This window comes from Thalassotalea loyana (assembly GCF_030161435.1).
In the GTDB taxonomy this organism is placed as follows: domain Bacteria; phylum Pseudomonadota; class Gammaproteobacteria; order Enterobacterales; family Alteromonadaceae; genus Thalassotalea_G; species Thalassotalea_G loyana.
This window is the reverse complement of the sequence record NZ_BSSV01000007.1, coordinates 237219-259996: the sequence shown is the minus strand read 5'-3', so window position 1 is coordinate 259996 and position 22778 is coordinate 237219. Positions and strand designations below refer to the sequence as shown.

General features: G+C 40.0%; 20 protein-coding genes and 1 riboswitch. Of the genes, 11 read left to right on the top strand and 9 right to left on the bottom strand.

Annotated elements, in window-relative coordinates; genetic code table 11:
• Positions 1 to 8: 8 nt before the first annotated feature.
• Positions 9 to 665 carry a PepSY-associated TM helix domain-containing protein gene (locus QQK05_RS15595; RefSeq protein WP_284300261.1) on the bottom strand — a complete coding sequence of 219 codons (657 nt, stop codon included), beginning with the start codon at positions 663 to 665 and terminating at the stop codon, positions 9 to 11.
• Positions 666 to 697: 32 nt separating this feature from the next.
• Positions 698 to 2812, bottom strand: a complete 2115-nt coding sequence (locus QQK05_RS15590; RefSeq protein ID WP_284300260.1) for a TonB-dependent receptor domain-containing protein — start codon at positions 2810 to 2812, stop codon at positions 698 to 700.
• Positions 2813 to 2960: 148 nt separating this feature from the next.
• Here QQK05_RS15590 and QQK05_RS15585 point away from each other — a divergent pair, with 148 nt between their 5' ends.
• From QQK05_RS15585 to QQK05_RS15575, 3 genes are all read left to right on the top strand, one after another.
• Positions 2961 to 3962 carry a helix-turn-helix domain-containing protein gene (locus QQK05_RS15585; RefSeq protein ID WP_284300258.1) on the top strand — a complete coding sequence of 334 codons (1002 nt, stop codon included), beginning with the start codon at positions 2961 to 2963 and terminating at the stop codon, positions 3960 to 3962.
• Positions 3963 to 4116: 154 nt separating this feature from the next.
• Positions 4117 to 4392, top strand: a complete 276-nt coding sequence (locus tag QQK05_RS15580; protein ID WP_284300256.1) for a hypothetical protein — start codon at positions 4117 to 4119, stop codon at positions 4390 to 4392.
• 112 nt (positions 4393 to 4504) lie between these two features.
• On the top strand, positions 4505 to 5263 hold the full coding sequence (locus QQK05_RS15575) for an ElyC/SanA/YdcF family protein (protein WP_284300254.1): 759 nt from the start codon (positions 4505 to 4507) through the stop codon (positions 5261 to 5263).
• A 57-nt stretch (positions 5264 to 5320) separates the two neighbouring features.
• On the opposite strand, the gene QQK05_RS15570 is transcribed toward QQK05_RS15575, so the two are convergent.
• Positions 5321 to 6079: a Nif3-like dinuclear metal center hexameric protein gene (locus QQK05_RS15570; RefSeq protein WP_284300251.1), complete on the bottom strand. Its 759-nt coding sequence runs from the start codon at positions 6077 to 6079 to the stop codon at positions 5321 to 5323.
• Positions 6080 to 6361: 282 nt separating this feature from the next.
• On the opposite strand from QQK05_RS15570, the gene QQK05_RS15565 reads away from it, so the two are divergent.
• Both QQK05_RS15565 and QQK05_RS15560 read left to right on the top strand, forming a co-directional pair.
• On the top strand, positions 6362 to 8977 hold the full coding sequence (locus QQK05_RS15565) for a TonB-dependent receptor plug domain-containing protein (protein ID WP_284300248.1): 2616 nt from the start codon (positions 6362 to 6364) through the stop codon (positions 8975 to 8977).
• Between the two features lie 134 nt (positions 8978 to 9111).
• Positions 9112 to 9507, top strand: coding sequence for a MerC domain-containing protein (locus tag QQK05_RS15560; protein ID WP_284300245.1), 396 nt, complete (start codon positions 9112 to 9114; stop codon positions 9505 to 9507).
• Between the two features lie 63 nt (positions 9508 to 9570).
• On the opposite strand, the gene QQK05_RS15555 is transcribed toward QQK05_RS15560, so the two are convergent.
• A complete protein-coding gene (locus QQK05_RS15555) occupies positions 9571 to 10320 on the bottom strand; it encodes a class I SAM-dependent methyltransferase (protein WP_284300243.1) in 750 nt (249 codons plus the stop codon).
• Positions 10321 to 10411: 91 nt separating this feature from the next.
• Here QQK05_RS15555 and gloB point away from each other — a divergent pair, with 91 nt between their 5' ends.
• Positions 10412 to 11203, top strand: a complete 792-nt coding sequence (gene gloB / locus QQK05_RS15550; RefSeq protein ID WP_284300241.1) for a hydroxyacylglutathione hydrolase — start codon at positions 10412 to 10414, stop codon at positions 11201 to 11203.
• Positions 11204 to 11284: 81 nt separating this feature from the next.
• Entirely contained in the window at positions 11285 to 12919 is a 1635-nt protein-coding gene (locus tag QQK05_RS15545; protein WP_284300239.1) for a LysM peptidoglycan-binding domain-containing protein, read from the top strand.
• A gap of 67 nt (positions 12920 to 12986) precedes the next feature.
• Here the strand turns inward: QQK05_RS15545 and QQK05_RS15540 are convergent, their stop codons facing one another.
• Together QQK05_RS15540 and QQK05_RS15535 are read right to left on the bottom strand one after the other, a co-directional pair.
• Entirely contained in the window at positions 12987 to 14162 is a 1176-nt protein-coding gene (locus QQK05_RS15540) for a tetratricopeptide repeat protein (protein ID WP_284300237.1), read from the bottom strand.
• Between the two features lie 35 nt (positions 14163 to 14197).
• On the bottom strand, positions 14198 to 15370 hold the full coding sequence (locus QQK05_RS15535) for a hypothetical protein (protein ID WP_284300235.1): 1173 nt from the start codon (positions 15368 to 15370) through the stop codon (positions 14198 to 14200).
• Positions 15371 to 15692: 322 nt separating this feature from the next.
• Between QQK05_RS15535 and asnB the strand changes: the two genes are divergently transcribed.
• Complete coding sequence (gene asnB / locus QQK05_RS15530) at positions 15693 to 17366, top strand: asparagine synthase B (RefSeq protein WP_284300233.1); 1674 nt, start codon at positions 15693 to 15695, stop codon at positions 17364 to 17366.
• Between the two features lie 157 nt (positions 17367 to 17523).
• Here the strand turns inward: asnB and lysC are convergent, their stop codons facing one another.
• The 3 genes from lysC to QQK05_RS15515 all read right to left on the bottom strand — a co-directional run bounded on the left by lysC (position 17524) and on the right by QQK05_RS15515 (position 20270).
• Entirely contained in the window at positions 17524 to 18879 is a 1356-nt protein-coding gene (lysC, locus tag QQK05_RS15525; RefSeq protein ID WP_284300231.1) for a lysine-sensitive aspartokinase 3, read from the bottom strand.
• A gap of 175 nt (positions 18880 to 19054) precedes the next feature.
• A riboswitch (Lysine riboswitch) is annotated at positions 19055 to 19226 on the bottom strand.
• Positions 19227 to 19333: 107 nt separating this feature from the next.
• Positions 19334 to 19855, bottom strand: a complete 522-nt coding sequence (locus QQK05_RS15520) for a flavodoxin family protein (protein WP_284300229.1) — start codon at positions 19853 to 19855, stop codon at positions 19334 to 19336.
• The gene (locus tag QQK05_RS15515) at positions 19848 to 20270 is read right to left on the bottom strand and encodes a VOC family protein (RefSeq protein WP_284300228.1); all 423 of its coding nucleotides are present in this window, start codon (positions 20268 to 20270) and stop codon (positions 19848 to 19850) included. Before QQK05_RS15515 ends, QQK05_RS15520 begins: the two co-directional genes overlap by 8 nt.
• A 129-nt stretch (positions 20271 to 20399) precedes the next feature.
• On the opposite strand from QQK05_RS15515, the gene soxR reads away from it, so the two are divergent.
• The 3 genes from soxR to QQK05_RS15500 all read left to right on the top strand — a co-directional run bounded on the left by soxR (position 20400) and on the right by QQK05_RS15500 (position 22762).
• Entirely contained in the window at positions 20400 to 20864 is a 465-nt protein-coding gene (soxR, locus tag QQK05_RS15510; RefSeq protein WP_284300225.1) for a redox-sensitive transcriptional activator SoxR, read from the top strand.
• Between the two features lie 163 nt (positions 20865 to 21027).
• Positions 21028 to 21873, top strand: a complete 846-nt coding sequence (locus QQK05_RS15505) for an enoyl-CoA hydratase/isomerase family protein (RefSeq protein ID WP_284300223.1) — start codon at positions 21028 to 21030, stop codon at positions 21871 to 21873.
• Positions 21874 to 21955: 82 nt separating this feature from the next.
• Positions 21956 to 22762 (top strand): SDR family NAD(P)-dependent oxidoreductase, encoded by an 807-nt coding sequence (locus QQK05_RS15500; protein ID WP_284300326.1) that lies wholly within the window; start codon positions 21956 to 21958, stop codon positions 22760 to 22762.
• The last annotated feature ends 16 nt before the right edge of the window (positions 22763 to 22778 follow it).

Genomic DNA, 22778 nt, shown 5'->3' with positions numbered 1-22778 from the left:
GTTATCCGTTAAAGTAAATATCGAGGAACAGCTGCGAGATAAACCGCCATTGGCGTTAGACTTCCGAGCAACAGTAAAACGAGCGCTTTTCGGCGGTGTTTGGCGTTTTGAAGTAGAATGACAATGCCTGTGATGGTAAAAAGCACCATAAGAAATGCAGTTACATCAATAAGATAAAACCAAGTAAGTCCACTATGTCGACCTTTATGTAAATCATTCAACAAAGCCAAGGTATCGCCCTGAGTATGCTCAATCTCAATGATTTGCTCGTTTAACATTACAGTTACAAAGGCATAGCCTGCCGGTAATGGGTAATCAAAGGTGATTTCACCCACCTCGAGTGCTACGTCGATGCTTCTGGGTGTTGTTAGTCCTGATTTCTTCTCAATGAAGGTCTGTAAGCCTTTTAGCGGATACTCAGAAGTATCATCGAGTGTGAATTTACTCGGCAATTCAATCGTCGTTAGCTTTGATTCGTTACTCTTTGCCCAATCTGGATGATTGAGAGTGATACCGGTAATGCAGAAAAAAAGTAACAGAGAAAATAACGCACAAGAAATATAGATATGTAGCCAACGACAAACACTAAAAATACGCTTGGCTAGCGCAGAGCGAAGCCAAGTTCTAATGTTGAGTGTGAGATTCGAAACCGCTAACTTGTTCATATTAACGGTTTCTTTTAGACGTACGCTAACCATTAAAATTGGTAAGCTACTGTCGCTTTAATGTTGCGACCTGGTTCGTAGTCTTGAAGGTAAAGTTCACCAAACCTCGGATGAAAAGAGACACCTGTGCGAGACGATTGTGATGCATAGAACTCATCAAACACGTTATCGACACCCAAAATCAGCGTTAAGCCGTCAAACATGCTAGGCTCCCAACGAGCTGCAATATTGTGTACGGTATAACCTTCTTTGCTGTTATCTAGTGTTGGGCCATCTAAGTCGACACCGGCATCAACGTCATCTACATATAGCATTTCCCAATTGAGGCTAATTTGCCATTGCTCAATTAAATAGCCTGCATTTGCACTGATGGTGTTACCTTGTTGTCGATCTAATCGCGCACCATCTAAATCACTGTATTGCTCGAATGCATTGAGTTCGCTCTCGGCTTTTGAGTAAGTTAACGAGCCGTTGAATCCATTATTTTCATAGCCGACATACGCTTCAAAGCCATCGATTTCCATATCACCGATATTATCTTTCCAATAACGGGCATCAACCCCTGTTGCTGGTGGCGCATAATCGTAAATATAATCTTGAATATCTGTTCTAAACAGCGTTGCGCCAAACGAAAGTTTGCCGTTATGGTTAAACTCAGTTTGATAAGCAAACGCTAATTCAAAGTTGACGCCGGTTTCCTCAGTAATATCAGGATTTGCCGTTTCATATAAACCAGCCCCAACAAAAACTTCGCTAATTTCAGGACCTTTAAATAACTCAGTTCCACCTAACTTAAACAGCAAGTCATTGTTGACTTGGTATTCCACCGCAAGAGCCAGAGAGGTGCCATTAAAGGTGTCATCAACAACCACAGATTCGATATCATAACGGTCAAATCGCACACCTGGGATGGCTGTTACGTATTCATTAATTGTTATTCTATCCTGTACAAAGATCGCTAGATTTGTCGCTTTCTCACTAGACACTTCGACACCGGCAGCATATTGAGCTCGATAATTTGTATCGTGTTTTACATAATCAAAGCCATAAGTAATATCTTGAGAGATGTCGCTATCAATAGCCGTTTCGGCGATAACGTTTACGCCAGAGTTTTTAGCTTCCCCCGATACCAGCCCAGCCCACGCAACGTAAGCAGGGTTTTCAGCCCAGCCAGATTCATCTCTGTATAGTTCACTCGTATTTACGTAGGCAGCGGCCTTAAGGTAAGTAGCATCAGCTGTTAGCTCATAATTGAGAGTAATGGTATCTCTAGTAAATTCAGTTGGCCAAAGCAGTGGCACTGCAAGCGAATTGGTGATTGCTAAGTCGGTTGCCAACCCCATGTCAGGACGATAGCTGTAATCCCCTTCGTCTTGGTAATTTTCATAACTTAATTGGATACGTTGATTATCGGTAACATTCCAGCCTAACTTAAGAAGTGCGTCGCCCAACTCGCCTTCAAGGCCGCGCACCGTGCCATCAGTACCGTCAACCACGTCGCCGGTAGCATCAAGGATATCTCCACCACCTACTTCATAATTATCACGATCGACATAATTGTAGCAAGCAAGAAAATCAACATCATCACCCAGTAAGCCGTAACCCGTAGCAGAGTAATTGCTACCAGAGTTGTCACCGACACTAACTTGAAGTCGGGCACCAAAGTCCTGACCTTCGTCGAGTAGCTCTCTTGCTTGCTTAGTTTCAAAACGTACTGCACCGCCCAAGCCTCCATCAATAACTGAATTAGTCCCTATTTCAATATCAACCGACTTCAAAATATCGGCATGAATCTGAAGATTTCCCATGTGGTGATACATATAGGTATTTTGCTTTGCACCATCAATTGAAATCGCTAAGTCTTTATCATCCATACTACGGATGGTAATTCGTTGATTTAATGAATGGGCACCACCGACATCAACGCCGGGAATTGTTCTAAGCAAATCACTAATGTGATCGGCTTGCTTATTGGTAATATCTTCACCTTTCAAATACAAAGATGACGTTTTTACTTGTGTGCTCCACACAGCAACACGTTCTATATCATCGTCAGCAACTAGCTCATCAGCTAGTGCAGTTGGCGTTATTAAAATTGCGGCGATAGCACTAGCGACGGTGCTACGAGCAAAACGCTTAGGTTGCATAACAGTTCCTTATAGCAAATTAATATTTCATTAATGAGAATCATTCTCATTATCATTATCATATCAGTATGGTATTGTTAGTTTTCTGTTAAATACTTTGCGATATCGTCAAGCCATTATGCGAAATCGTCATCATGGAATTTTTTAAATGGAATCAATAACTAAGAAAGATTTGGAGAACTATTTAGCTGCAACGGGCAGGCAGCATTATCTACAGACAGAGAGCGCAGCACATTCAGAATGTTTATTAAAAGGTAAGCTGAGTTTTAACAAACTCCCTTCAGGCATTTCAATTCATTGTGCAGATATTATTGAAACGCAAGAGGCAACCAGTAGTGCTGAGATTCCTGCGGGCCTGAGTATCAATGTGTTGATTGAAGGTCACGTTGATTTTGCGCTAGGTAGTCAGCGTTATCAAATTGCAACCAACGAAAAACCAATGCTTTTTGTCTTGTCTACACCTTCACCACAAGTATTTACGCGCTTTCTACACAAGGGTGAACAGACAAAGAAACTCAATATCAGCTTAACTAAATCGTGGCTAGTGCAACGCTGTCAGTCTCGTGAAGATCATGAAACTATTGATAAAATATTATGCGTATCGACTCCCGTTAGCCAACTAAACTGCCCGATTGAATTAGCGGAATTGGCTCATAAAACAATCGCTTCACACAATCAAAAAAACTTGGTTAATCAACTTCAACTTGAGCAACACGCAATAGAAATTTTTAATCAATGCTTTCCTCTTTTAATGAATGAGGCATTAGTCGCTACACAGCCAAATAATCAGAACCTATTGAGCACACCATTAGGTTCACCAGAGCGCTACGAGAGCAAAATAATTGCTTTAATTGATAAGCAATTATCCTTAAACGATATAGCAACCAGAGCTGGCGCGAGTGTAAGTACACTTCAACGTTACTTTAAAAAACATCATCACATGACACTGGCAGAGTTTATTCGCTTAAAAAAGCTTGAGCGTGCCCGACATCAGATTATTATTGAACGCTTGTCGATTGGTGAGGCTGCATATATTGCCGGCTATAATCATTCGTCGAACTTTATTACGGCATTCAAAAAACAATATGGTGTGACTCCAGCAGAGTTGCTCAAAGCAAATAGTGAAGTATCCCTAACTACCTTCAAATAATTTGCAATTATTACATGACATACTAGGTAAACCGCCTAAAGTTACAAAAAACAACGTCATGCTGAACAAGTGGCTATGTTTTTATCCTGATACACATGCTAACGTTAAGCACAATAGATCCATTATAAAAACAATAATTACCAAGGAATTAGCTATGAACCTATTAATAAACATTGTCAGAGTACTCACCGTGATTTTCTACCTAGTTGCAGGCTTTGCCACTTTTATTGAACCGATTGCGATGTATGCACAGGAACTCATGTTAGCCGCTGCCATATTGGTTATGATACATGCATCAGAGTTTGTCGTTATCCGCAAAAATTTATTAAAAATAGAACCAAATTTTAGTACGGCACTAATTAATACATTGATATTTGGGGTGACTTACTGGAAGCCATTAATGAAACAAGCAAAACAGCAGGAAAACTAATCTCACTTTGCTAGTTAATAATGAGTATGGCGAACAACTAATTTGGCTATGTAATTAGTTATGTTCCCTGATATAGTTGAGCCTACTGATTATTTATTTCCGACATCATAAAATGGATTTTCTATTTTTCTTAAAAAAACTCTTTGGCATCCTTGTTAGTCCAACGGGTTTTATTCTTATCGGCCTGTTATTGGCCATTTTCCTATTTAAATCGAGACCAAAAGCAAGTTTAGGATGGCTGATATCAAGCTTTTGTTTATTTTTGCTTGCATCAATGCCCCCTGTTGCCGACCGCCTGCTCTACCCTATAGAAAATCAATATGATGCATTAAATACCATACCGAGAAATAGCGAATATATTGTCGTACTAGGATGTGCCCATATTTCTGACGAAACGATGCCCGCATTAAGCCAATTAAAAGACTGCTCACTTGCTCGCATTAATGAGGCAGTTAGGCTTTATAGACAAAAGCCAAACTTAACCATTATCACCTCTGGCTCTGGTCATGGCCAATCTGAACCAAATGCACAAATTGTCAAACGAGCGGCAATAGAACTTGGTGTGCCAGCAAATAAGATTTTAACGGAAAACTATCCACTAGATACGGAAGAAGAAGCTCAACTTATTGGTCCTAGAGTTAAAGGCAAAGGTGTAATCCTTGTCACTAGCGCTAGCCACATGCCAAGAGCTGTTAAATTTTTCCGTCAATATGGTACTGAAGTTACCCCTGCGCCTACACAATTTTTAGTCAAAGACTTTTATGGTGAAAAAACGTGGGGATATTACATGCCAAGGCCTGACGCACTTTATAAAACAAGTAGAGTGGTATACGAGCGCTTTGGCCAATTATGGCAATGGCTAAAAAGTTAACTGACAAAAAAGCCCTAACGTTATCTGTTAGGACTTTTCGTTAATCGAGCAATGTATTTAGACTGGGTTGTTGATATCGACAAACGTCACATCTAATTCAAACTTCTGTGCAATGTGCTCACCTAAAGCCTTTGCTCCGTAACGCTCAGTTGCATGATGACCGGCAGCAAAAAAGTGAATATCCATCTCGTGACAAATATGCGTCGTCTGTTCGGAAACCTCGCCACTTATAAATGCATCAATACCTTGTTGAGCAGCTAGTTCAATATATCCCTGCCCCCCACCGGTACACCAGGCAACAGTCTTAATAGGTTTATTAGACGGCGGCGCAATGTGTAAACAGTCACGAGACAGCACATTATTAATTTGATTAGTTAACGCCGAACCATCAATCGCTTTAGCGAATTGGCCTTGCACAGATACACTAAAAGGATTCCCCAACTCTAAAGGCCCTGTTACTTCGATTCCTAAAAGCTTTGCTAACTGTGCGTTATTACCTAATTCATGATGAATATCTAAAGGTAAGTGATAGGCAATTAAGTTAATATTATTGTCGATCAGCTTCTTAATTCGCTGATACTTCATGCCTGTTAACGGTGCAGGTTCATTTTTCCAAAAATAGCCGTGATGAACAAGTAAAGCATCAGCATTACTTTCAATTGCTCGATCGATTAACGCCTGAGAGGCCGTAACTCCAGAAATAATTTTACTAATATTTTCTTCGCCTTGAACTTGCAGTCCATTTGGGCAAAAGTCCTTAATCTGCGAAACTTGTAGTAATTCATCAAGATAATTTACGAGTGCTTGAGTCTTCATGTTTAACTCTATTTTGTAATCATTTGCTGACATTTTAACTTAAATGAATGATAAACAACACGTTTAATAAAATTACCCTCTTGAAAAATACGATGCAATTCGTAATATAAATAACGCAAAATACATGTAAGGCAAAAAACAAAAATAAAATCTTACATTTGTTAAGTACTTTATTAATATTTTGCCTGCATGATGCATTGTGCAACTGCACAATTTTGTCATCTAATCGATAAATCGATAGCAGTATTTGACGGATAAAAAAACTATTATAAGGAATATAACATGTTAAGGTTTACTAAAAAGACCGCGCTAGCTCTTTCTATTTCATCTGCAATTTTGGCAAGCAATGTAGCCCATGCTGCAGAAGAAGAGATTGAACGAATTGAAGTAACTGGTTCGCATATTAAGCGTACCAATATGGAAGGCCCTTCACCTATCACTAGCTTATCAGCTGATGATATCGAAAAATCTGGTGTTACTGACCTCATTAGCTTATTTGCTAAACTGCCTATCTCAGGTCAAGGAACATTTTCAACACAAGCTAACTCAAGTGATGATACTGCCAACGGTGGTTCTAGTGTTTCATTACGTGGCTTAGGTGCTGACTCAACACTTATCTTAGTGAATAACCGCCGTGTATCGGTAAGTCCATTCGCAAAAGGTATTGATACTGCATTCGTAGATATCAACAACATCCCAATTTCGGCAATCAAGCGTGTCGACATTCTTAAAGATGGTGCATCTGCAACCTATGGTTCTGACGCTATCGCTGGTGTAATCAACATTATTTTACGTGACGACGTCGAAGGTGTTGAGTTATCTGGTAAGTGGGGTGATACAGCTGATGGAGGCGGTGAAGAGCAGAATATTTCAATGGTATTTGGTACCTCTGATGATAAGGCAAGTCACACATTTATTTTAGATTACTTTACACGAGACGAAATCCTTTATGCTGATCGTGATTACTCTCGTTCATCTAACCAAACAGCGCTTCGTCCAAACGATCCGTACACAACAGACTTCAGAAGCTCTTCAGGTATTCCAGGTACGATTGCGTTAGCAGCAGATCCCGCAAACCGATTAATTGACACGTTTGGTAACGATGTTTGTTCACCTGAAGATTCAGACCCAGCCAACAACTTATGTCGCTATGATTATGCGCCTCATATGACTATGATCCCTGCAACGGAGCGTTTTAGCTTCAACTATTTGGGTAAATATGAAATTAATGACTCACTACGTGCTTTTGGTGAATTAAACGGTCAAAACTCAAAAACAACAATTCGTGGTGCTGGTAGCCCTAGCTTTAATGAATTGACAATGGCTGGTGATAACCCAAATCATCCTTTTGCCAATATGCCTAGCCACGAGTTTTACCAACAAGATTTAACTATGCGTCGTCGTACAGTTGATATCGGTAACCGTGAGAAACGTGTTGATACAGATTACTACCGCGCGATTATTGGTCTTCAAGGTGAAATCAATGAGTGGAGCTGGGAAGCGGCATATAGTTACATTAAAAGTGAATCGGTTGAGCGCGGTGTAGATGGTTTCCCTAACTCTCGTCGTACACAAGAAGCTATTGATTCTGGTTTATGGAACCCGTTTGAGCCATCAAGTAATTCTCAAGAAGCATTAGACTTTATCGAGACAACAACGACACGTGTTGGTAAATCAACAAACCGTACACTAGATGTAAAATTCACTGGCCCATTAATGGAGATGTCGCATGGTGATCTTTTACTAGCGGTTGGTGCCGAGTACCGTGAAGAATCAATCTCTGATAACCCAGACGACCAATTCTTACGTGGTGAAGTATTTGGTACTGAGGCTACCCAAGCCAATGGTTCTCGAGACAACATGTCTATTTTCGGTGAATTAGCGGTGCCTGTGCTTGATGAACTAGAAGTTCAAATGGCATTGCGCTATGAAGATTACTCAGACTTTGGTTCTACTACAAATCCAAAAGTGTCTTTCTTATGGACACCAACTGAAGACGTAAACCTTCGTGGTTCATGGGGTACTGCGTTTAGAGCGCCTTCATTACATCAAATGGGTCTTGGCCGAACTGATGAATCCCCTAACCTAGTTGATACATTACGTTGTGCGGCAATTGGTAACCAAGATCGTGCTTGTGAACCACAAGAATACACAGCAATATTTGAAGGTAACCCAGATCTTCAACCAGAAGAATCTGAAAGCTATAACTTAGGTATCGTTTACAACGTAACTGATAACCTTAATTTCTCACTTGATTACTACAGCTACTCAATTGAAGATATTATTGATTCAGATACACAGTTCTTAATGGACACTCAAGGCTTAGATCCAAATGTCGTTGTTCGTATCCCAACGGCTATCGCAGGCGATCCAGGCCAAGTTGTAACAATTAACGATAGCTTCCAAAACATTGGTGATTTAGATACGTCAGGCTTAGATTTAGACCTACGCTACTTACTAAACTCTGATTACGGTGAGTTTAGATTTGGTTATGTGCTTAACTACGTACTTGAATACGAAGATAAACGCCCTGGTGAAAACGGCGGCACACGTATCGACGCGCAAGAAGGCGATTTCGAACAACCAGAATTCCGCTGGACGGCATCAGTTGATTGGACACAAAACGACTTTAATGCAACGATGGCAGTAAACTACATTGATTCTTTTGAACAAGAAGCGTCTGTACAAACTGCGGGTATGCCAAAAGTTGGTTCAATGACGACAGTAGATGCAGCAATTAACTACTTTGGTATTGAAAACACGGTACTAACGTTAGGTGCAACAAATCTGTTTAATGAAGAACCACCAATGGCTTACCATGACTTCATGGGGTTTGCTGTTAATGTTCATAGTGGTCAAGGCCGCTTTGCTTACCTAAAAGCTAGCTACAAATTTTAATCCTTAGCTACGCCATAAAATAGGGGCTTACTTTAAGCCCCTATTTTTTTATCTAATAAATTATTTATTTGCTATATGAGAATGCGAATTATTGTTATATTATAACGTATCAAGAAAGAAGTTACGTTAATCCCATGAGCATAGATAAACAAACGTTTTTAGACAAATTATCAATTGGCGCATCAGTATTATGTGCCCTACATTGCGCTTTTCTGCCCATCGCGCTAGCCGTATTTCCCGTACTTTCATTTTTACCAAGCAGTGATCACACCTTCCATATGGCGCTGGTAGTATTGATTGTGCCATTAAGTTTGGCGGCAGCATTTATTGGCTGTAAGAAACATCGAGACATGACAGTAATGATCGGTATCATTACAGGTATCATCACACTAGTCATGGCGGCAGTATTTGGTCATGACTTGTTGGGTGAGGCAGGTGAAAAAATTATTACCGTAGTTGCAACCGCAATTCTGGCTTATTCACATTGGCGAAATTACAGTCTTTGTAGAAGAAAATCGTGTAACCACTAGTCAAAGACAAACCATTGCGCGAATATTTGCTCCGTAGCGAATATTCGCGTTTTTTATTGAAGATTACTTCTTGCACTGAGGTGGGTTCATCGTCGAAACTTTCACTGGAGAAAAGCTTGGCCGAATACGAACTTTAGGCTTAATTGGCGTTAATGGCCACTCTCTTTTCTTCGCAACAATCACATAGACTGAACCAAAACTTGGCAAAATATAGTGCATCAATTGTTGCCATTTTTTCGCTAAGCCATGATTACTTAATTCAGATGCCAGTGAAGAATGCAAAATACGCTCGTCTGACAAGATTTCAAACCCCATCAAATTTAACCAGTCTTTAACTCGCATCGGCGTGAAAAACCTACCATTCCAAGGTGACTTTTGACGCCTAACCGGCAAATAGCAATTCAACCCCGCCAAACTAAGCGCATTAAAACCGGTGATAACTAAATAACCATTAGGGATAAGTACACGAGACGCTTCGCGCACAACATGATGAGGATCAACGCTAAACTCTAAAGCATGCGCTAACACACAGACATCGACAGAGTGCTGAACAAACGGCAACTCGTCTAAGTCACCAACTACTTGAGCATTGTCTGTCGTAGGACTGACGGTCAATTGATTTTTTATTGCACACCCCTTGGTTGAGACATCGCCACTTAATGCACCTATTTTTAACAGATGATAACCAAAAAAACGCTGCCACCAAGGCGATAACGCCTTATTAATTTCAAACAAAATCGTCTCACCATTTGGCATATCTTGCCATGAATGTGGGCGAATAGGCGTTCTGTATGATAGCGCTGGTTTCATCATAATGTTTGAAATTATCTCTTTTAACTTTATTTGCCTTACCCCAAAAGCATTATTGGGTATAATATCGTGCTACACCGTGTGAGGATAGTTTATGTCGCAACCAAATTACAGTATCGATGTTATCAAAGCTTTCAATGATAATTATATTTGGGTACTGAAAAATCAACAACATATCGCTATTGTCGACCCTGGCGACGCCAGCGTTTGCTTGGATTATATTGCTCGCCACAATGTCATCCTAACAGACATTTTAATCACTCATCATCACCCAGACCACATCGGTGGTTTAACTAAGTTAATCGATCATAACGAGGCTCTTGGGTTAACGACAAATGTCTACGCACCCGCTAAAAATAATATTGCTGGCACTACAACGGCTTTATCTGGCAATGAAATTATTACCTTGGATAAACTTAACGTAAGCTTTGAAGTGATTGATGTGCCAGGCCACACTTTGGGCCACATCGCTTATTTCAACCACGATGTATTATTTTGTGGTGACACACTATTTTCAGGTGGCTGTGGTCGGCTTTTTGAAGGCTCGCCGGAACAAATGAGTGACTCACTCGCTAAATTAACAAAGCTTAGTAACTCCACCAAGGTTTATTGCAGCCACGAGTACACGTTGGCTAATCTGCACTTTGCATTAATGGTCGAGCCGGAAAACGTGGATTTACTCAATTACTTTAATCAAGTTGTTGAATTACGCGAACAAGATCAAATGACGATTCCATCAACCATTGGTCTTGAAAAGAAAATTAACCCGTTTTTGCGATGCCATCTACCTCATATTCATGCCATTGCGAGTGAATACGTGAATAATCCAGTAAATAATGAAATAGAGGCATTTGCAGCTATTAGGCGATGGAAAGATAATGCTTAGCATTTTATTCAAATTATGCATCTTGAATTCATGAAACAAATCAGTAACACTTGCTGTGATAAAACAATGATAAAAACATCAATGAAGTATTTAAATTCCCCTTTAAAAGTAACGATTGCTGCAGCAATGTTACTCACTGGTTGTCAAACAACACCATTTAATACGGCAAGCAATGAACCTGATCATCAAGATGAACTAGTTGATATTGCTAGCCCTAACGAAATAAACCAAGCAATATTAGCCGATCCAACTGCAAACGTTATTCACCCTGTTGCTGATATTGAATTTTCTATCGCTGACCAAGATGTTGATGTTACCAACGATATCTGGCAACGCATAAGAGCAGGCTTAACATTTCCAGTTGAAGAAAATAAAAGACTTGTGGCACAACGCAATTGGTATGCTAGACACCCTTCTTATCTAGACAGAGTGGCGAAAAGAGCTGAGCCATTCTTGTTTTATATTGTTGAAGAGCTTGAAAAAAACGATATGCCAATAGAAATAGCATTACTGCCTATCGTTGAAAGCGCATTTGATCCTTTTGCCTATTCTCATGGTCGTGCTTCAGGTATGTGGCAATTTGTACCAGGTACAGGTAAACGCTTTGGTATGAAGCAAAACTGGTGGTATGACGGCCGTCGCGATGTTATCGCATCAACGGAAGGTGCTATCGCCTACCTCAAGTATCTACATAAGTTTTTTGATGGTGATTGGTTATTAGCTTTAGCCGCATATAATTCAGGCGAAGGCCGTGTTCGTCGAGCTATGCGTAACAATGCTCGTAAGAACAAGCCAACAGATTTTTGGTCCCTAGATTTACCAAAAGAAACACGTGCTTATGTTCCGAAATTGCTGGCATTGGCTGATATTGTCAAACGTCCAGAACATTTTGGCGTGAAACTATATGAAATAGAAAACAAGAGCGTGTTAACTAAAGTCGATATAGGTTCACAACTAGATTTAGCTAAAGCAGCACAACTTGCCGATCTGTCACTCGGTGAGTTGCAGCGCTTAAACCCTGGGTTTAACCGTTGGGCAACAGATCCTGATGGCCCACACTATCTGCTTTTACCTGAAACTAAAGTTGAAGACTTTAATAAAGGGTTAGCCAAATTAACAAATAAAGAACGCTTAGCTTGGCAGCGCTATAAAATCAAAAATGGTGATAGCCTAATTAAAATCGCCAACAAATTTGATACGAACGTTACGCTTATTCAACAAGTAAATAACATCAATGGCTCTCAGATAAGAGCGGGTAAATACTTATTGATTCCCGTTGCAACTCAATCACTTGATAGCTACATACTGAGCCAAGAGCAACGATTAGCAACAAAGCAGAACCGCACGCGCGCCGGAACGAAAATCAATTACACAGTTCAATCTGGCGATACATTGTGGGATATAGCGAAAGAGTTTAAGGTATCAACCAAGAGCATTGCAAAATGGAATGGTATGGCTCCTAGAGACTATATCAAACCAGGACAAAAGCTCGTAATTTGGAAGAAATCAACAAATAACAAGCATTTAGAAACTGAGAAAGCGGTAATGCGTAATATTACATACCGTGTTCGTAAAGGTGATTCGTTCTCGAGAATCGCGAATAAATTTAACGTCAGCATCAAAGAAATTGAGCGCTGGAATAGTATTAGTCGTAAAGACTATTTACAGCCTGGCCAAATGCTCAAACTATCTGTCGATGTAACAAACAGCATTTAACCTCAGGTACAATTGAATCTACGTAAAAAGGGAGCACTTCGATGCTCCCTTTTCTTTTTAATGATATTTATTCTTCGTTTACGTTAGCTTCAATTGCTTGGTTTCGCCCATATAGTTTGTATTTAATTTGTTTACGCTCTTTTTTACCATTCGCCCATTCCAATGCATCAAGTAATGCATCTTCAGCCATCTGTTCACGGCCTTGAGCGTCGTAAATGTTGAATAAACCTATGTGTGCAGCTCGAACATATGGCGCGATAAATATCGCTTTTTTATAGAACTTCTCTGCACGATTAAGCTCGCCATTTTGATGAGCAACATAAGCTAAATCTAGCCAAGCATAAGGGTTGGTATCGTCTAATTGTGTTAACTGATCTTTCAACACCATGGCTTCCGTTTTTCGACCTTGTGCGTTAAGTAAAACAATATAATTAGATAATAAAGAAATATTACTGTCATCCAGGGACATCGCAGTTTTATAGATAGACTCTGCCGTCGCCTCATCACCTGCTCTTCGATGAATAATCGCCATCAAGTTTAAAATTTCAGGGTTGTGTTCATCTAGTTCAAATGCCCTTTTTGCATAAGCAAACGCTTTATCACTTTGATTGGCTATCAATGCGTCTGATGCAATATTCTTGTAGTACATCGCTAGAAATTGCGGGTAACGAAGGTATTTACTTTTTATGTTGTCTGGCTCAGGAAAGTAGTCAATTACAATGCCAGGGCGACTCACTATACCAGGGATGCCCATATCATTAGTACTTTCATTAAATAATTTAGTTTGGACATGAATTGACGATAACAAAATATTATTTTGTTTTTCAAAAACAGGCATCGTGATGACTTCTCGATAGGCATATTCGATGCCGATAAGTTTAGCAAGCGCGGTTGTCAATATGGCCAAGCTCATGCAATTACCTTGATTTTGCGCTAACGCTTGAGAAGCGGACAAGGTATCGCCAAAATAAGTAAAATTTGCCAAACGCTCAATGAGAAAGTCACTGATCGCTTCATGTTTGAGTTTGCCTTTTGCGAGCTTGTTATCAACATAGATCAAAAATGACGCTTGTTGCTCAGGCGTTAACGAAAACAGCGCTTGTTCATCAATAACGTCAATATTGGCTGTAGGGTATAGTGTTTGGTTAAAACTAATTTGAGGTTTAGGTTGGCTTGGCTCAACGTGTGTAGCATTGCACCCTATGAGCGAAGCCAATGTTAGTGCGATTACAGTTAGACGCATAGTACTCCTTTAATTGCATCACCTGATGTGTAGGATTAAATCTCAGTAATGGCGAGACCTAACATACGCTTAATTTGTTCTATGATTGCTTGAGTTTTCTCTGGCTCGTAAGCCTTAATTCTAGGTGTGTGGATATGACCTACAGGCATCACAGGTGCATAATCATTTCGCAACAAAATACTTCGGTAAGATATTTCATTTGATAAATAACCACCGCCTGAGCCCTGCACTGAAGTTTCATTCCTTAACTCATCTAAGCGCTGCGGATAAAACTCTCCTTTAGCAACTGTTTGAACAAACCGGTTATCGTTCACTTTGTATTGCCCTGTCGCATTTTGCATTGCTTTGTAAGGTAAAGAAAACCTAACAAACTCAGGACCATTTAGCGGTTTATTGTTCAATAAAGGTGCGAGTGGCGTTTCAGCATCAGCACCCGTGAAAACATTTAAGTTATCCGGCGCCTTAGCACTGCGTCGTAGACCAGGAAAATGTTCGAGATCAAAATCTTCACGCCCCATACTAACGGTTACGACCATATCGACATTTTGCTTTGCAAAGTATGGCGTTAAAAGGGTTTCTATCATTCCTTGATCGAAGTCTTTAAATCGCACAGGCACGATCAACGTTTCAATCTCTGCGCTAATACCGTTGGCGCTTATTACTACATCATCAAGCGCTAATGCGTTCGCGCCAGAAGGATTTGATTGGTCAAGATGCCTGTCTAAAAAGAAAGGATCAAAACCTGTCACTAATATGCGCTTTTGAGTGTTTCGATCAAACTTAACATCAGCTTGACCGCGAGAGAGCAGCTCAAATTGCCAGAGTAACTTAGCTTGTTGATCTGGCAACAAGGACTTAAACGCGCGTGCCTGACGTAAAGACGACGTCATTTGTAATCTCGCCCAATACAATGCTCTATCGTCTTGATCACCACTATCCTTGTAGCTTGTAACAGCATCTTGCCAAAGCAGATCACCATGACGCAATACCAGCTGCATTAGTGTGGTGTACTTGCGAGCTTTATTGATTTGATCGTCGAACTCACTAACACGTGCATTTAAACGGTTAACTACAGATGGCATTTTCTGCTTCGCTTTATTGATTCGAAGCTCTTCAACGGTTGATTGGGTATAATTTGCAAAACTAGGTACTGAGAATAAACAGCAAGTAGCAATCCATGCAAAAGAATATTTCGTTAGCGTTTTCAAAGCGTAAACAGGCTCTTAAATTGTGTTCAGTCCAGTATACACAAAATATTTTAAATATTAAGTATGTTAACTAACATCCTGATTTTATGAGGTTTATAACAAACCCATCTAAGTTAGAGTAAAAATTCTACGCCAAGCTATTGCAATTTAAATATTTATAGGCAGAGTAAGTAACGAAGTTGTGATAATTAATTGTAAAGTATTCAATTCAAATTTCCTCTCTATGACCTATTCTTTGGTGCTAGAAATTTGCCCGCAACTTGGGATAAATCAGCAATGATTTAATTGACAATTTGGAAAATAAAAAAGGAGTAGCGCTTCAATGTGTTCGATCTTTAGTATTTTAGATATAAAAAACAACGCCGATGAGTTACGTTCAACGGCGATAGAATGTTCTCGCTTATTACGTCATCGTGGTCCTGACTGGTCAGGTGTTTACCACAACGAAAACGCCATCCTCGTTCACGAACGCCTAGCTATCGTTGATACCGAAAACGGTGCACAACCACTTTATAACGAAGACAAAACTCACGTTTTAGCGGTAAACGGCGAAATATATAACCATAAAACGTTAGAAGAAACGCTTACCGTAGATTACACGTTTAAAACTCATTCAGACTGCGAAGTTATTCTACCGTTATACAAAGAACACGGCACTGACTTCGTTGATAAATTACAAGGTATGTTTGCATTTTGTTTATACAATGCAGAAGACAATAGTTACCTTATCGCACGAGATCACATCGGTATTATTCCACTTTACACTGGCTACGATGAGCACGGAAACTTCTACGTCGCTTCTGAAATGAAAGCGTTGATGCCTGTGTGTAAAACAGTTAGTGAGTTTCCTCCTGGTCATATGCTCGACAGCAAAGTTGGCAGTATTCAAAAGTATTACCAACGCAACTGGCAGCAATACTCTGCAATAAAAGACAACTTTACAAGTAAAACAAAATTACGTGAAGCATTAGAAGACTCGGTTAAATCACACTTAATGACAGACGTTCCTTACGGCGTGTTGCTATCAGGTGGTTTAGATTCTTCTCTAGTGTCTGCAATTACTCAAAAGTTTGCATCTCGACGTGTTGAAGAGAATGACTTATCAGAAGCTTGGTGGCCAAAAGTTCACTCCTTTGCTTGTGGTTTAGAAGGTTCTCCTGATTTAGAGGCTGCACAAAAAGTAGCGGATAGTATTGGTACAATCCACCACAGTGTTTTGTTTACAGAACAAGAAGGTATAGATGCGTTAAAAGAGGTTATTTATCACCTTGAAACTTATGATGTAACCACAGTTCGTGCCTCAACACCAATGTATTTGATGGCAAGAAAAATCAAAGCGATGGGTATCAAAATGGTACTCTCTGGTGAGGGTGCCGATGAAATCTTTGGTGGTTATTTATACTTCCATAAAGCACCTAACGCCCAAGAGTTTCATGAAGAGTTGCTACGCAAACTTGATAAACTTCATATGTTTGATTGCTTACGTGCGAACAAGTCAATGTCTGCTTGGGGCATAGAGGCTCGAGTACCATTTTTGGATAAAAACTTTATGGATGTTGCAATGCGCATCAACCCTGAAGACAAAATGTGTGGTAACGGGAAAATTGAAAAAGGCGTATTGCGCTCTGCGTTTGAAGGTTACTTACCTGAAGAAATTTTATGGCGTCAAAAAGAGCAGTTCTCAGATGGCGTTGGCTACTCATGGATTGACAGCTTAAAAGAGTTCATTGAGAGCCAAGTAAGTGATCAGCAGCTTGCAAATGCTCAATTTAAGTTTCCACACAACACACCAGATACCAAAGAAGCTTATTTCTATCGTGAGATCTTTGAAGAGCACTTCCCGCTCCCATCGGCAGCTGAATGTGTTCCAGGAGGTAAGTCAGTCGCATGTAGTACGCCACAAGCATTAGCTTGGGATGAAAACTTCAAGAAAATGGCTGACCCTTCTGGTCGTGCTGTAATGAGTGTTCATAATGATAGTTATAACCAAGATTAACACCTTGGTTAGTCACTACCTGTGATGATCCATTTGTGTTGATCAAAATAAAATCAACACTCGAGTATCAAAAAATAAAAAACCACCAATTAAGGTGGTTTTTTTATTCATTTCGTTCAAAAGCCAAACAAAGAGTATACTTTTTAATAACTTACCTTTAATCGAATAAAGTATTATGCAACTGTGATACAACAGAGTTAGCATCATTCTCTGGTACTAAAAAGCAAATATTATTTGCACTTGCACCGTGGCAGATAAGGCGAATATTAAAGTCGTTAATCTTCTCGAAAATGCTCGTTCCAAGCTCTTTTGCTGCATGTAGCCCATTACCAATAACAGCAACCAGCGATAATCCATGTTCAACACTCACTTCACACAATTGCTCCAATTCTCGTACGACTTCATGAGTAATCAGTGCTTGAGCATTTGACGTTGGGTTGTCGAATGTCATCGCGACAGAAATTTCACTCGTCGTGATTAAATCCACCGATAGCTCGTGCTTAGCTAAAATACTGAATACTTTCGCCAAAAAGCCACTTGCATGTAACATTTCTGGTGATTTAACCGTTACGAGTGATTGCTCTCGACGCAATGCAATAGAACGATACGTTGGATTTGACTCAACCGTTTGTTGAATTCGTGTACCGCCCTTTTCTGGCGCCTTACTTGAGCCGACAAACACCGGGATATTTTTACGCATTGCAGGAATAAGTGTCGCTGGATGCAAAATTTTTGCACCAAAAGTCGCCATTTCTGCGGCTTCTCCAAAACTAATTTCTGGAATAGATTTCGCTTGTGCAGTAATTCTCGGATCTGTAGTAAAGATCCCTTCAACGTCCGTCCAAATCTCAAGATTTTCGGCTTCAAGCGCCTCTGCCAAAATTGCCGCACTATAATCTGAGCCGCCACGGCCTAACGTGGTCGTGTTCCCCAAGCCGTCCTGGCCAATGAAGCCCTGAGTCACAATTACATCTGATTCGAGCAATGGTAATAATTGTGACTGAGACAAGCTGGCAACTTGCTCAATATCAACGACCGCTTTTGAATAAAGACTATTGGTCTTCATCACCTGACGAACATCAAAACTTTTCGCTGGCACACCAAGTTCACATAAAACTTGTGCAAAAATCACAGAGCTAATCTGCTCCCCACACGCTAAAATACTATCAGCATTTTGAGCATCAAACTGTACTGACTGACTTGCGCAACGGGTCGTTAAATCAGCCAAAATTGTATCGACATGGTCGCCTATCAGATTTGCAGCACTACGATCCGTTAACTCATCAACGATATTAAACGCAATATCACGAATTGCTTGAATCGTTTCGCTTTGCTCTTGAGGGTTTAAACCGCTTTGGCTCAATCTAACCAAATGATTAGTGACACCTGCGGGTGCTGAGACAACAACTAAACTGCCAGTTGATTTATTCTTAATGATAGAAGCACAACGTGACATGGCTTGATGATTAGCCACAGACGTTCCACCAAACTTAGCTACAGCGATATTAGCCATTAGCGCCTCCTACCATTGGATATCTAGACCCAAACATATATTGATTTGATTTGAAAAACATATTGTCTCCCTAAATAGCATATTGCTAAATTCATGCTAAATAAAAACAAGGAAGAGCCGACTGATATGAGCAGCTTTGCCGTCGTACTTAGCAAAGGCTATAAAATGAGACATTTCAGCCAGAAGCTCTCCACCATATTGGTGACAGTCCTGAGGATTCAACCTTCAGTGACCGAGTCTATTGCCCCACAGGCGCAAAACTCTCGGCGATAGTCTCCCTCTATGATGGTCAAAAGAATTGTGGTTCTTCGCACCATATACCTAGCTATCGCACCTCTTCTGGAGTTAATGGTATCGACCATTAACAACGTGCGCTATTAAAACGGATTCAACACACAATTGCAATAGCCTTTTAGACGTCTATTGAAAATAATTCGTCATATTTTATGAATATTTATGCATATAAAGCATCCTTTTCAACTAACGTCGATAAATATTCATCAATAATCGGTTTATGCAAGGCCTCGCTAAATCCATTAGTACAATCACAATAAAGCATTCCTGTGTCATTCATTCCCAGATATTTAAAGGTTAACGTAAACATGTCGACGAAACATGACGCTGGTTCACTTGTTGCTCCTGTCGCCAGTAAAAAAGCATTTTTACCACGCAATTGTCGTCCCTTATCTTTCTCTTCTCGCAATAAGTCGGTCAGTCTATCTAGAAAGGCTTTCATCTGCGCACTTGCACTGTACCAATACATTGGCGTGGCAAAAACAAGTCGATCGTAATCAAGGAGTTGGTTTGAAAGCACTTGAAAGTCATCATCACTATTTCCCTGATAATCATAAGGAAGTACTTTGTATACATTCAAATCAAACACATCCGCATTGAGCTTCTGTGCAACTTGTTTCACCAATTGTCCAGTATTACCGTCTGAGCGCGCCGAACCGAGAATTATTGCAGTGTTAGTCATGATAGTGATTCCTTTCTTTTGGTAAATCAGTTAAATACTCAACAAATTCTATTTCAAATCCGTTCGGGTCTATATAATAAAAATTTCTACGATATGGGTTTTCAGCGCCCTGCTTATCAACATTAAAGCCGGCATCGGCTAATCGAGTAACTAAAGCATCCAAATCTCCAACTACGAAAGCAAAATGAGCCAAACCTAGATTCAATGTTTTTAAATCTCTATTCTCACCTTGCCCATTGTCGCTAAAAGCTAGATATTGATAATCATCACCAAAATGCAACCATTGTCTTGGATTGCCGTACCATTCATCAAAGCCATTACCTCTCACCCACCAATGTGGAAATGCAGCTTGATAAAAAGTTAACGTTTCATCCATGTCTTTTACAATAAGGTTGATATGTTCTAATTGAATCATTGTTGTCTCCTTCATCATTCATTTTGTTATTCAATCGGTTAATTAAAACCAAGCATAAAACCTCAAGTTAACTTGAGGTAAAGCATTTTTTTACGTAAATTAAAAAAAACTTTATAAATGGGGGAAAACATGACCCAAGAAGCAAACCTTAGTATTGGCAAAGTTGCAAAGCGATGTGGAATAAAAGTATCAACGCTCCACTTTTATGAAGAGAAAGGGCTGATCAGAAGTTGGCGTAACAACGGCAATCAACGTCGCTATAAACCCGAGGTCATGCGCCGAATTTCCGTAATTAAAGCAGCACAGAAGATGGGAGTGAGTTTGGAAGACATCAAAACAGCCCTATTGAGTTTGCCCAACAACCGCACGCCTGACAAAAAAGATTGGGAAAAGTTGAGTAGCCGCTGGCATGAGTTACTCAATGAGCGCATAAAAGCGCTAGAAGTTATGCGAGATTCAATTAGCAGTTGTATTGGCTGTGGTTGCTTATCGTTAAGTAGTTGCCCTATCTACAATCCTGAGGACGAGCTATCAACGCAGGGAAGTGGTGCCATCATTCTTAAAAACAATATTGAATCGCATCAACAAAATTAATAAAACAATTATTAACAAAAATTTAAAACTAATTAAACATTGAGGGCAATAATAAACTTATCAAAACTAATCTAGTATGTAATTTCCAAGGTGTAACTCGTTTCAAACCTAAACAGTCCCACTTTGAGATGATAAAAATTACACGAGATTAGGAGAGTTTATTATGAAATATGCAGGCTTTCAGACGTTTACAACACACCAAGATAATGGCGTTTTGACGGTTACTTTCGACTTTGGTTCGGTCAATGTTCAAGGGCAAGAGATGCTTGCTGACCTCAACAGTTTAGCGATGCGCCTAGAACGCGACCGTGACACAAAAGTTGTTGTTTTCCAATCAGCTAACCCTGAGATATGGGTATGTCATTACGACACCGAATTATTAAAAGATATGTCTGAAGAAGCGGTGTCTCGAGAAGATGCACAGCTTTTAGATTTGCAGTCAGTGTGTGAACGCATCAGCAAAGTACCACAAGCTACCATTGCAAAACTTGAAGGTTTTGCCCGTGGCGGTGGACATGAGCTTGCTCTTGCATTGGATATGAGATTTGCCGCACGTGGTAAATTTAAGTTCATGCAAATGGAAGTTGGCATGGGGATTTTACCATGCGGCGGTGGTGCATCAAGAATGGCACGACAAACAGGTTTGGGTAGAGCACTGGAAATTATTCTTAGTGCAAGAGATTTTGATGCTGACGAAGCAGAAGCGTACGGCACGATTAATAAAGCATTAGCGCCAGATGAAATTGGTCCATACGTTGAAAAGTTAGCCAAACGAATCGCAAAATTCCCAGCTGAATCTATTAATGCGTGTAAACAAGCCGTTTATGAATCAATTGATAAACCAATTGATGAAGCTCTTAAAGCTGAAGCCTATTGGTTATATCAAGCAACGAGCAAAACACCAGCAATAAAACGATTCACGATTGCCGACGAACAAGGCTTAGAGCATGACATTGAGAATCAACGCAATTGGAATGAACTTGTGATGAATGTTCAAGACATTAACTAATCTCTCTAACCCAAATAATCAGGTAGTGATCACGCATTGCTCACTACCTTTCCTTATACCTTTTAGAGGTTGACATTCTATGATTGAAAAAACCATCTTATTGACTGGAGCCACTGATGGCATTGGCCTGGAAACCGCAAAAGTTCTTGCGAAGCCTCAGGTAAACTTGCTGATTCATGGCCGTAACAAAGATAAGCTTGAAAAAACGATAGCCTTATTAAAGTCATTAAACCCTGATTGCAACGTAATTAGCTACCAAGCGGATCTATCTTCACTAACAGAAGTAAACGCCTTAGCCAACAAAGTGCTTGAAAACCACCCTGCTTTAGATGTGTTAATTAACAATGCTGGTGTCTTTGTAACACAAGATACCCGATCCATTGATCACTTTGATACACGGTTTGCAGTTAACACAATAGCCCCTTATTTATTGACGAAAAAATTACTTGGCATCATGCCAAAAAATGGCCGTGTAGTTAATTTGTCATCAGCGGCACAAACATCAGTTACGCCAGCAGAACTATCATCAACAAGCGTTCTGTCAGACAACGCGGTCTATGCAAAAAGTAAACTTGCATTGACTATGTGGTCCTTTGATTTAGCAAAGTCACTCGATAACAAAGGCCCTGTAATCGTTGCTATCAATCCTAAGTCATTTTTAGGAAGTAAAATGGTTGAGCAAGCCTATGGCGTTAAAGGCGGAGACTTGCAAATTGGCGCAGACATTTTAGTAAGAGCGGCTCTATCAGAAGAGTTTAGTCATGCAAACGGACGATACTTTGATAACGATATTGGACAGTTTTCGCCACCGCACCAAGACGCGTTAAACCCACAAAAAACACAAGCAATAACAGTGCAACTAGATGAAATTATTGAACCCTTTGTTTAATAATCAAACTAACTGC

Coding starts and splice junctions, on each gene's coding strand:
- QQK05_RS15595 (WP_284300261.1), bottom strand. CDS start 665: ATGAACAAGTTAGCGGTTTCGAATCTCACACTCAACATTAGAACTTGG.
- QQK05_RS15590 (WP_284300260.1), bottom strand. CDS start 2,812: ATGCAACCTAAGCGTTTTGCTCGTAGCACCGTCGCTAGTGCTATCGCC.
- QQK05_RS15585 (WP_284300258.1), top strand. CDS start 2,961: ATGGAATCAATAACTAAGAAAGATTTGGAGAACTATTTAGCTGCAACG.
- QQK05_RS15580 (WP_284300256.1), top strand. CDS start 4,117: ATGAACCTATTAATAAACATTGTCAGAGTACTCACCGTGATTTTCTAC.
- QQK05_RS15575 (WP_284300254.1), top strand. CDS start 4,505: ATGGATTTTCTATTTTTCTTAAAAAAACTCTTTGGCATCCTTGTTAGT.
- QQK05_RS15570 (WP_284300251.1), bottom strand. CDS start 6,079: ATGAAGACTCAAGCACTCGTAAATTATCTTGATGAATTACTACAAGTT.
- QQK05_RS15565 (WP_284300248.1), top strand. CDS start 6,362: ATGTTAAGGTTTACTAAAAAGACCGCGCTAGCTCTTTCTATTTCATCT.
- QQK05_RS15560 (WP_284300245.1), top strand. CDS start 9,112: ATGAGCATAGATAAACAAACGTTTTTAGACAAATTATCAATTGGCGCA.
- QQK05_RS15555 (WP_284300243.1), bottom strand. CDS start 10,320: ATGATGAAACCAGCGCTATCATACAGAACGCCTATTCGCCCACATTCA.
- gloB (WP_284300241.1), top strand. CDS start 10,412: ATGTCGCAACCAAATTACAGTATCGATGTTATCAAAGCTTTCAATGAT.
- QQK05_RS15545 (WP_284300239.1), top strand. CDS start 11,285: ATGAAGTATTTAAATTCCCCTTTAAAAGTAACGATTGCTGCAGCAATG.
- QQK05_RS15540 (WP_284300237.1), bottom strand. CDS start 14,162: ATGCGTCTAACTGTAATCGCACTAACATTGGCTTCGCTCATAGGGTGC.
- asnB (WP_284300233.1), top strand. CDS start 15,693: ATGTGTTCGATCTTTAGTATTTTAGATATAAAAAACAACGCCGATGAG.
- lysC (WP_284300231.1), bottom strand. CDS start 18,879: ATGGCTAATATCGCTGTAGCTAAGTTTGGTGGAACGTCTGTGGCTAAT.
- QQK05_RS15520 (WP_284300229.1), bottom strand. CDS start 19,855: ATGACTAACACTGCAATAATTCTCGGTTCGGCGCGCTCAGACGGTAAT.
- QQK05_RS15515 (WP_284300228.1), bottom strand. CDS start 20,270: ATGATTCAATTAGAACATATCAACCTTATTGTAAAAGACATGGATGAA.
- soxR (WP_284300225.1), top strand. CDS start 20,400: ATGACCCAAGAAGCAAACCTTAGTATTGGCAAAGTTGCAAAGCGATGT.
- QQK05_RS15505 (WP_284300223.1), top strand. CDS start 21,028: ATGAAATATGCAGGCTTTCAGACGTTTACAACACACCAAGATAATGGC.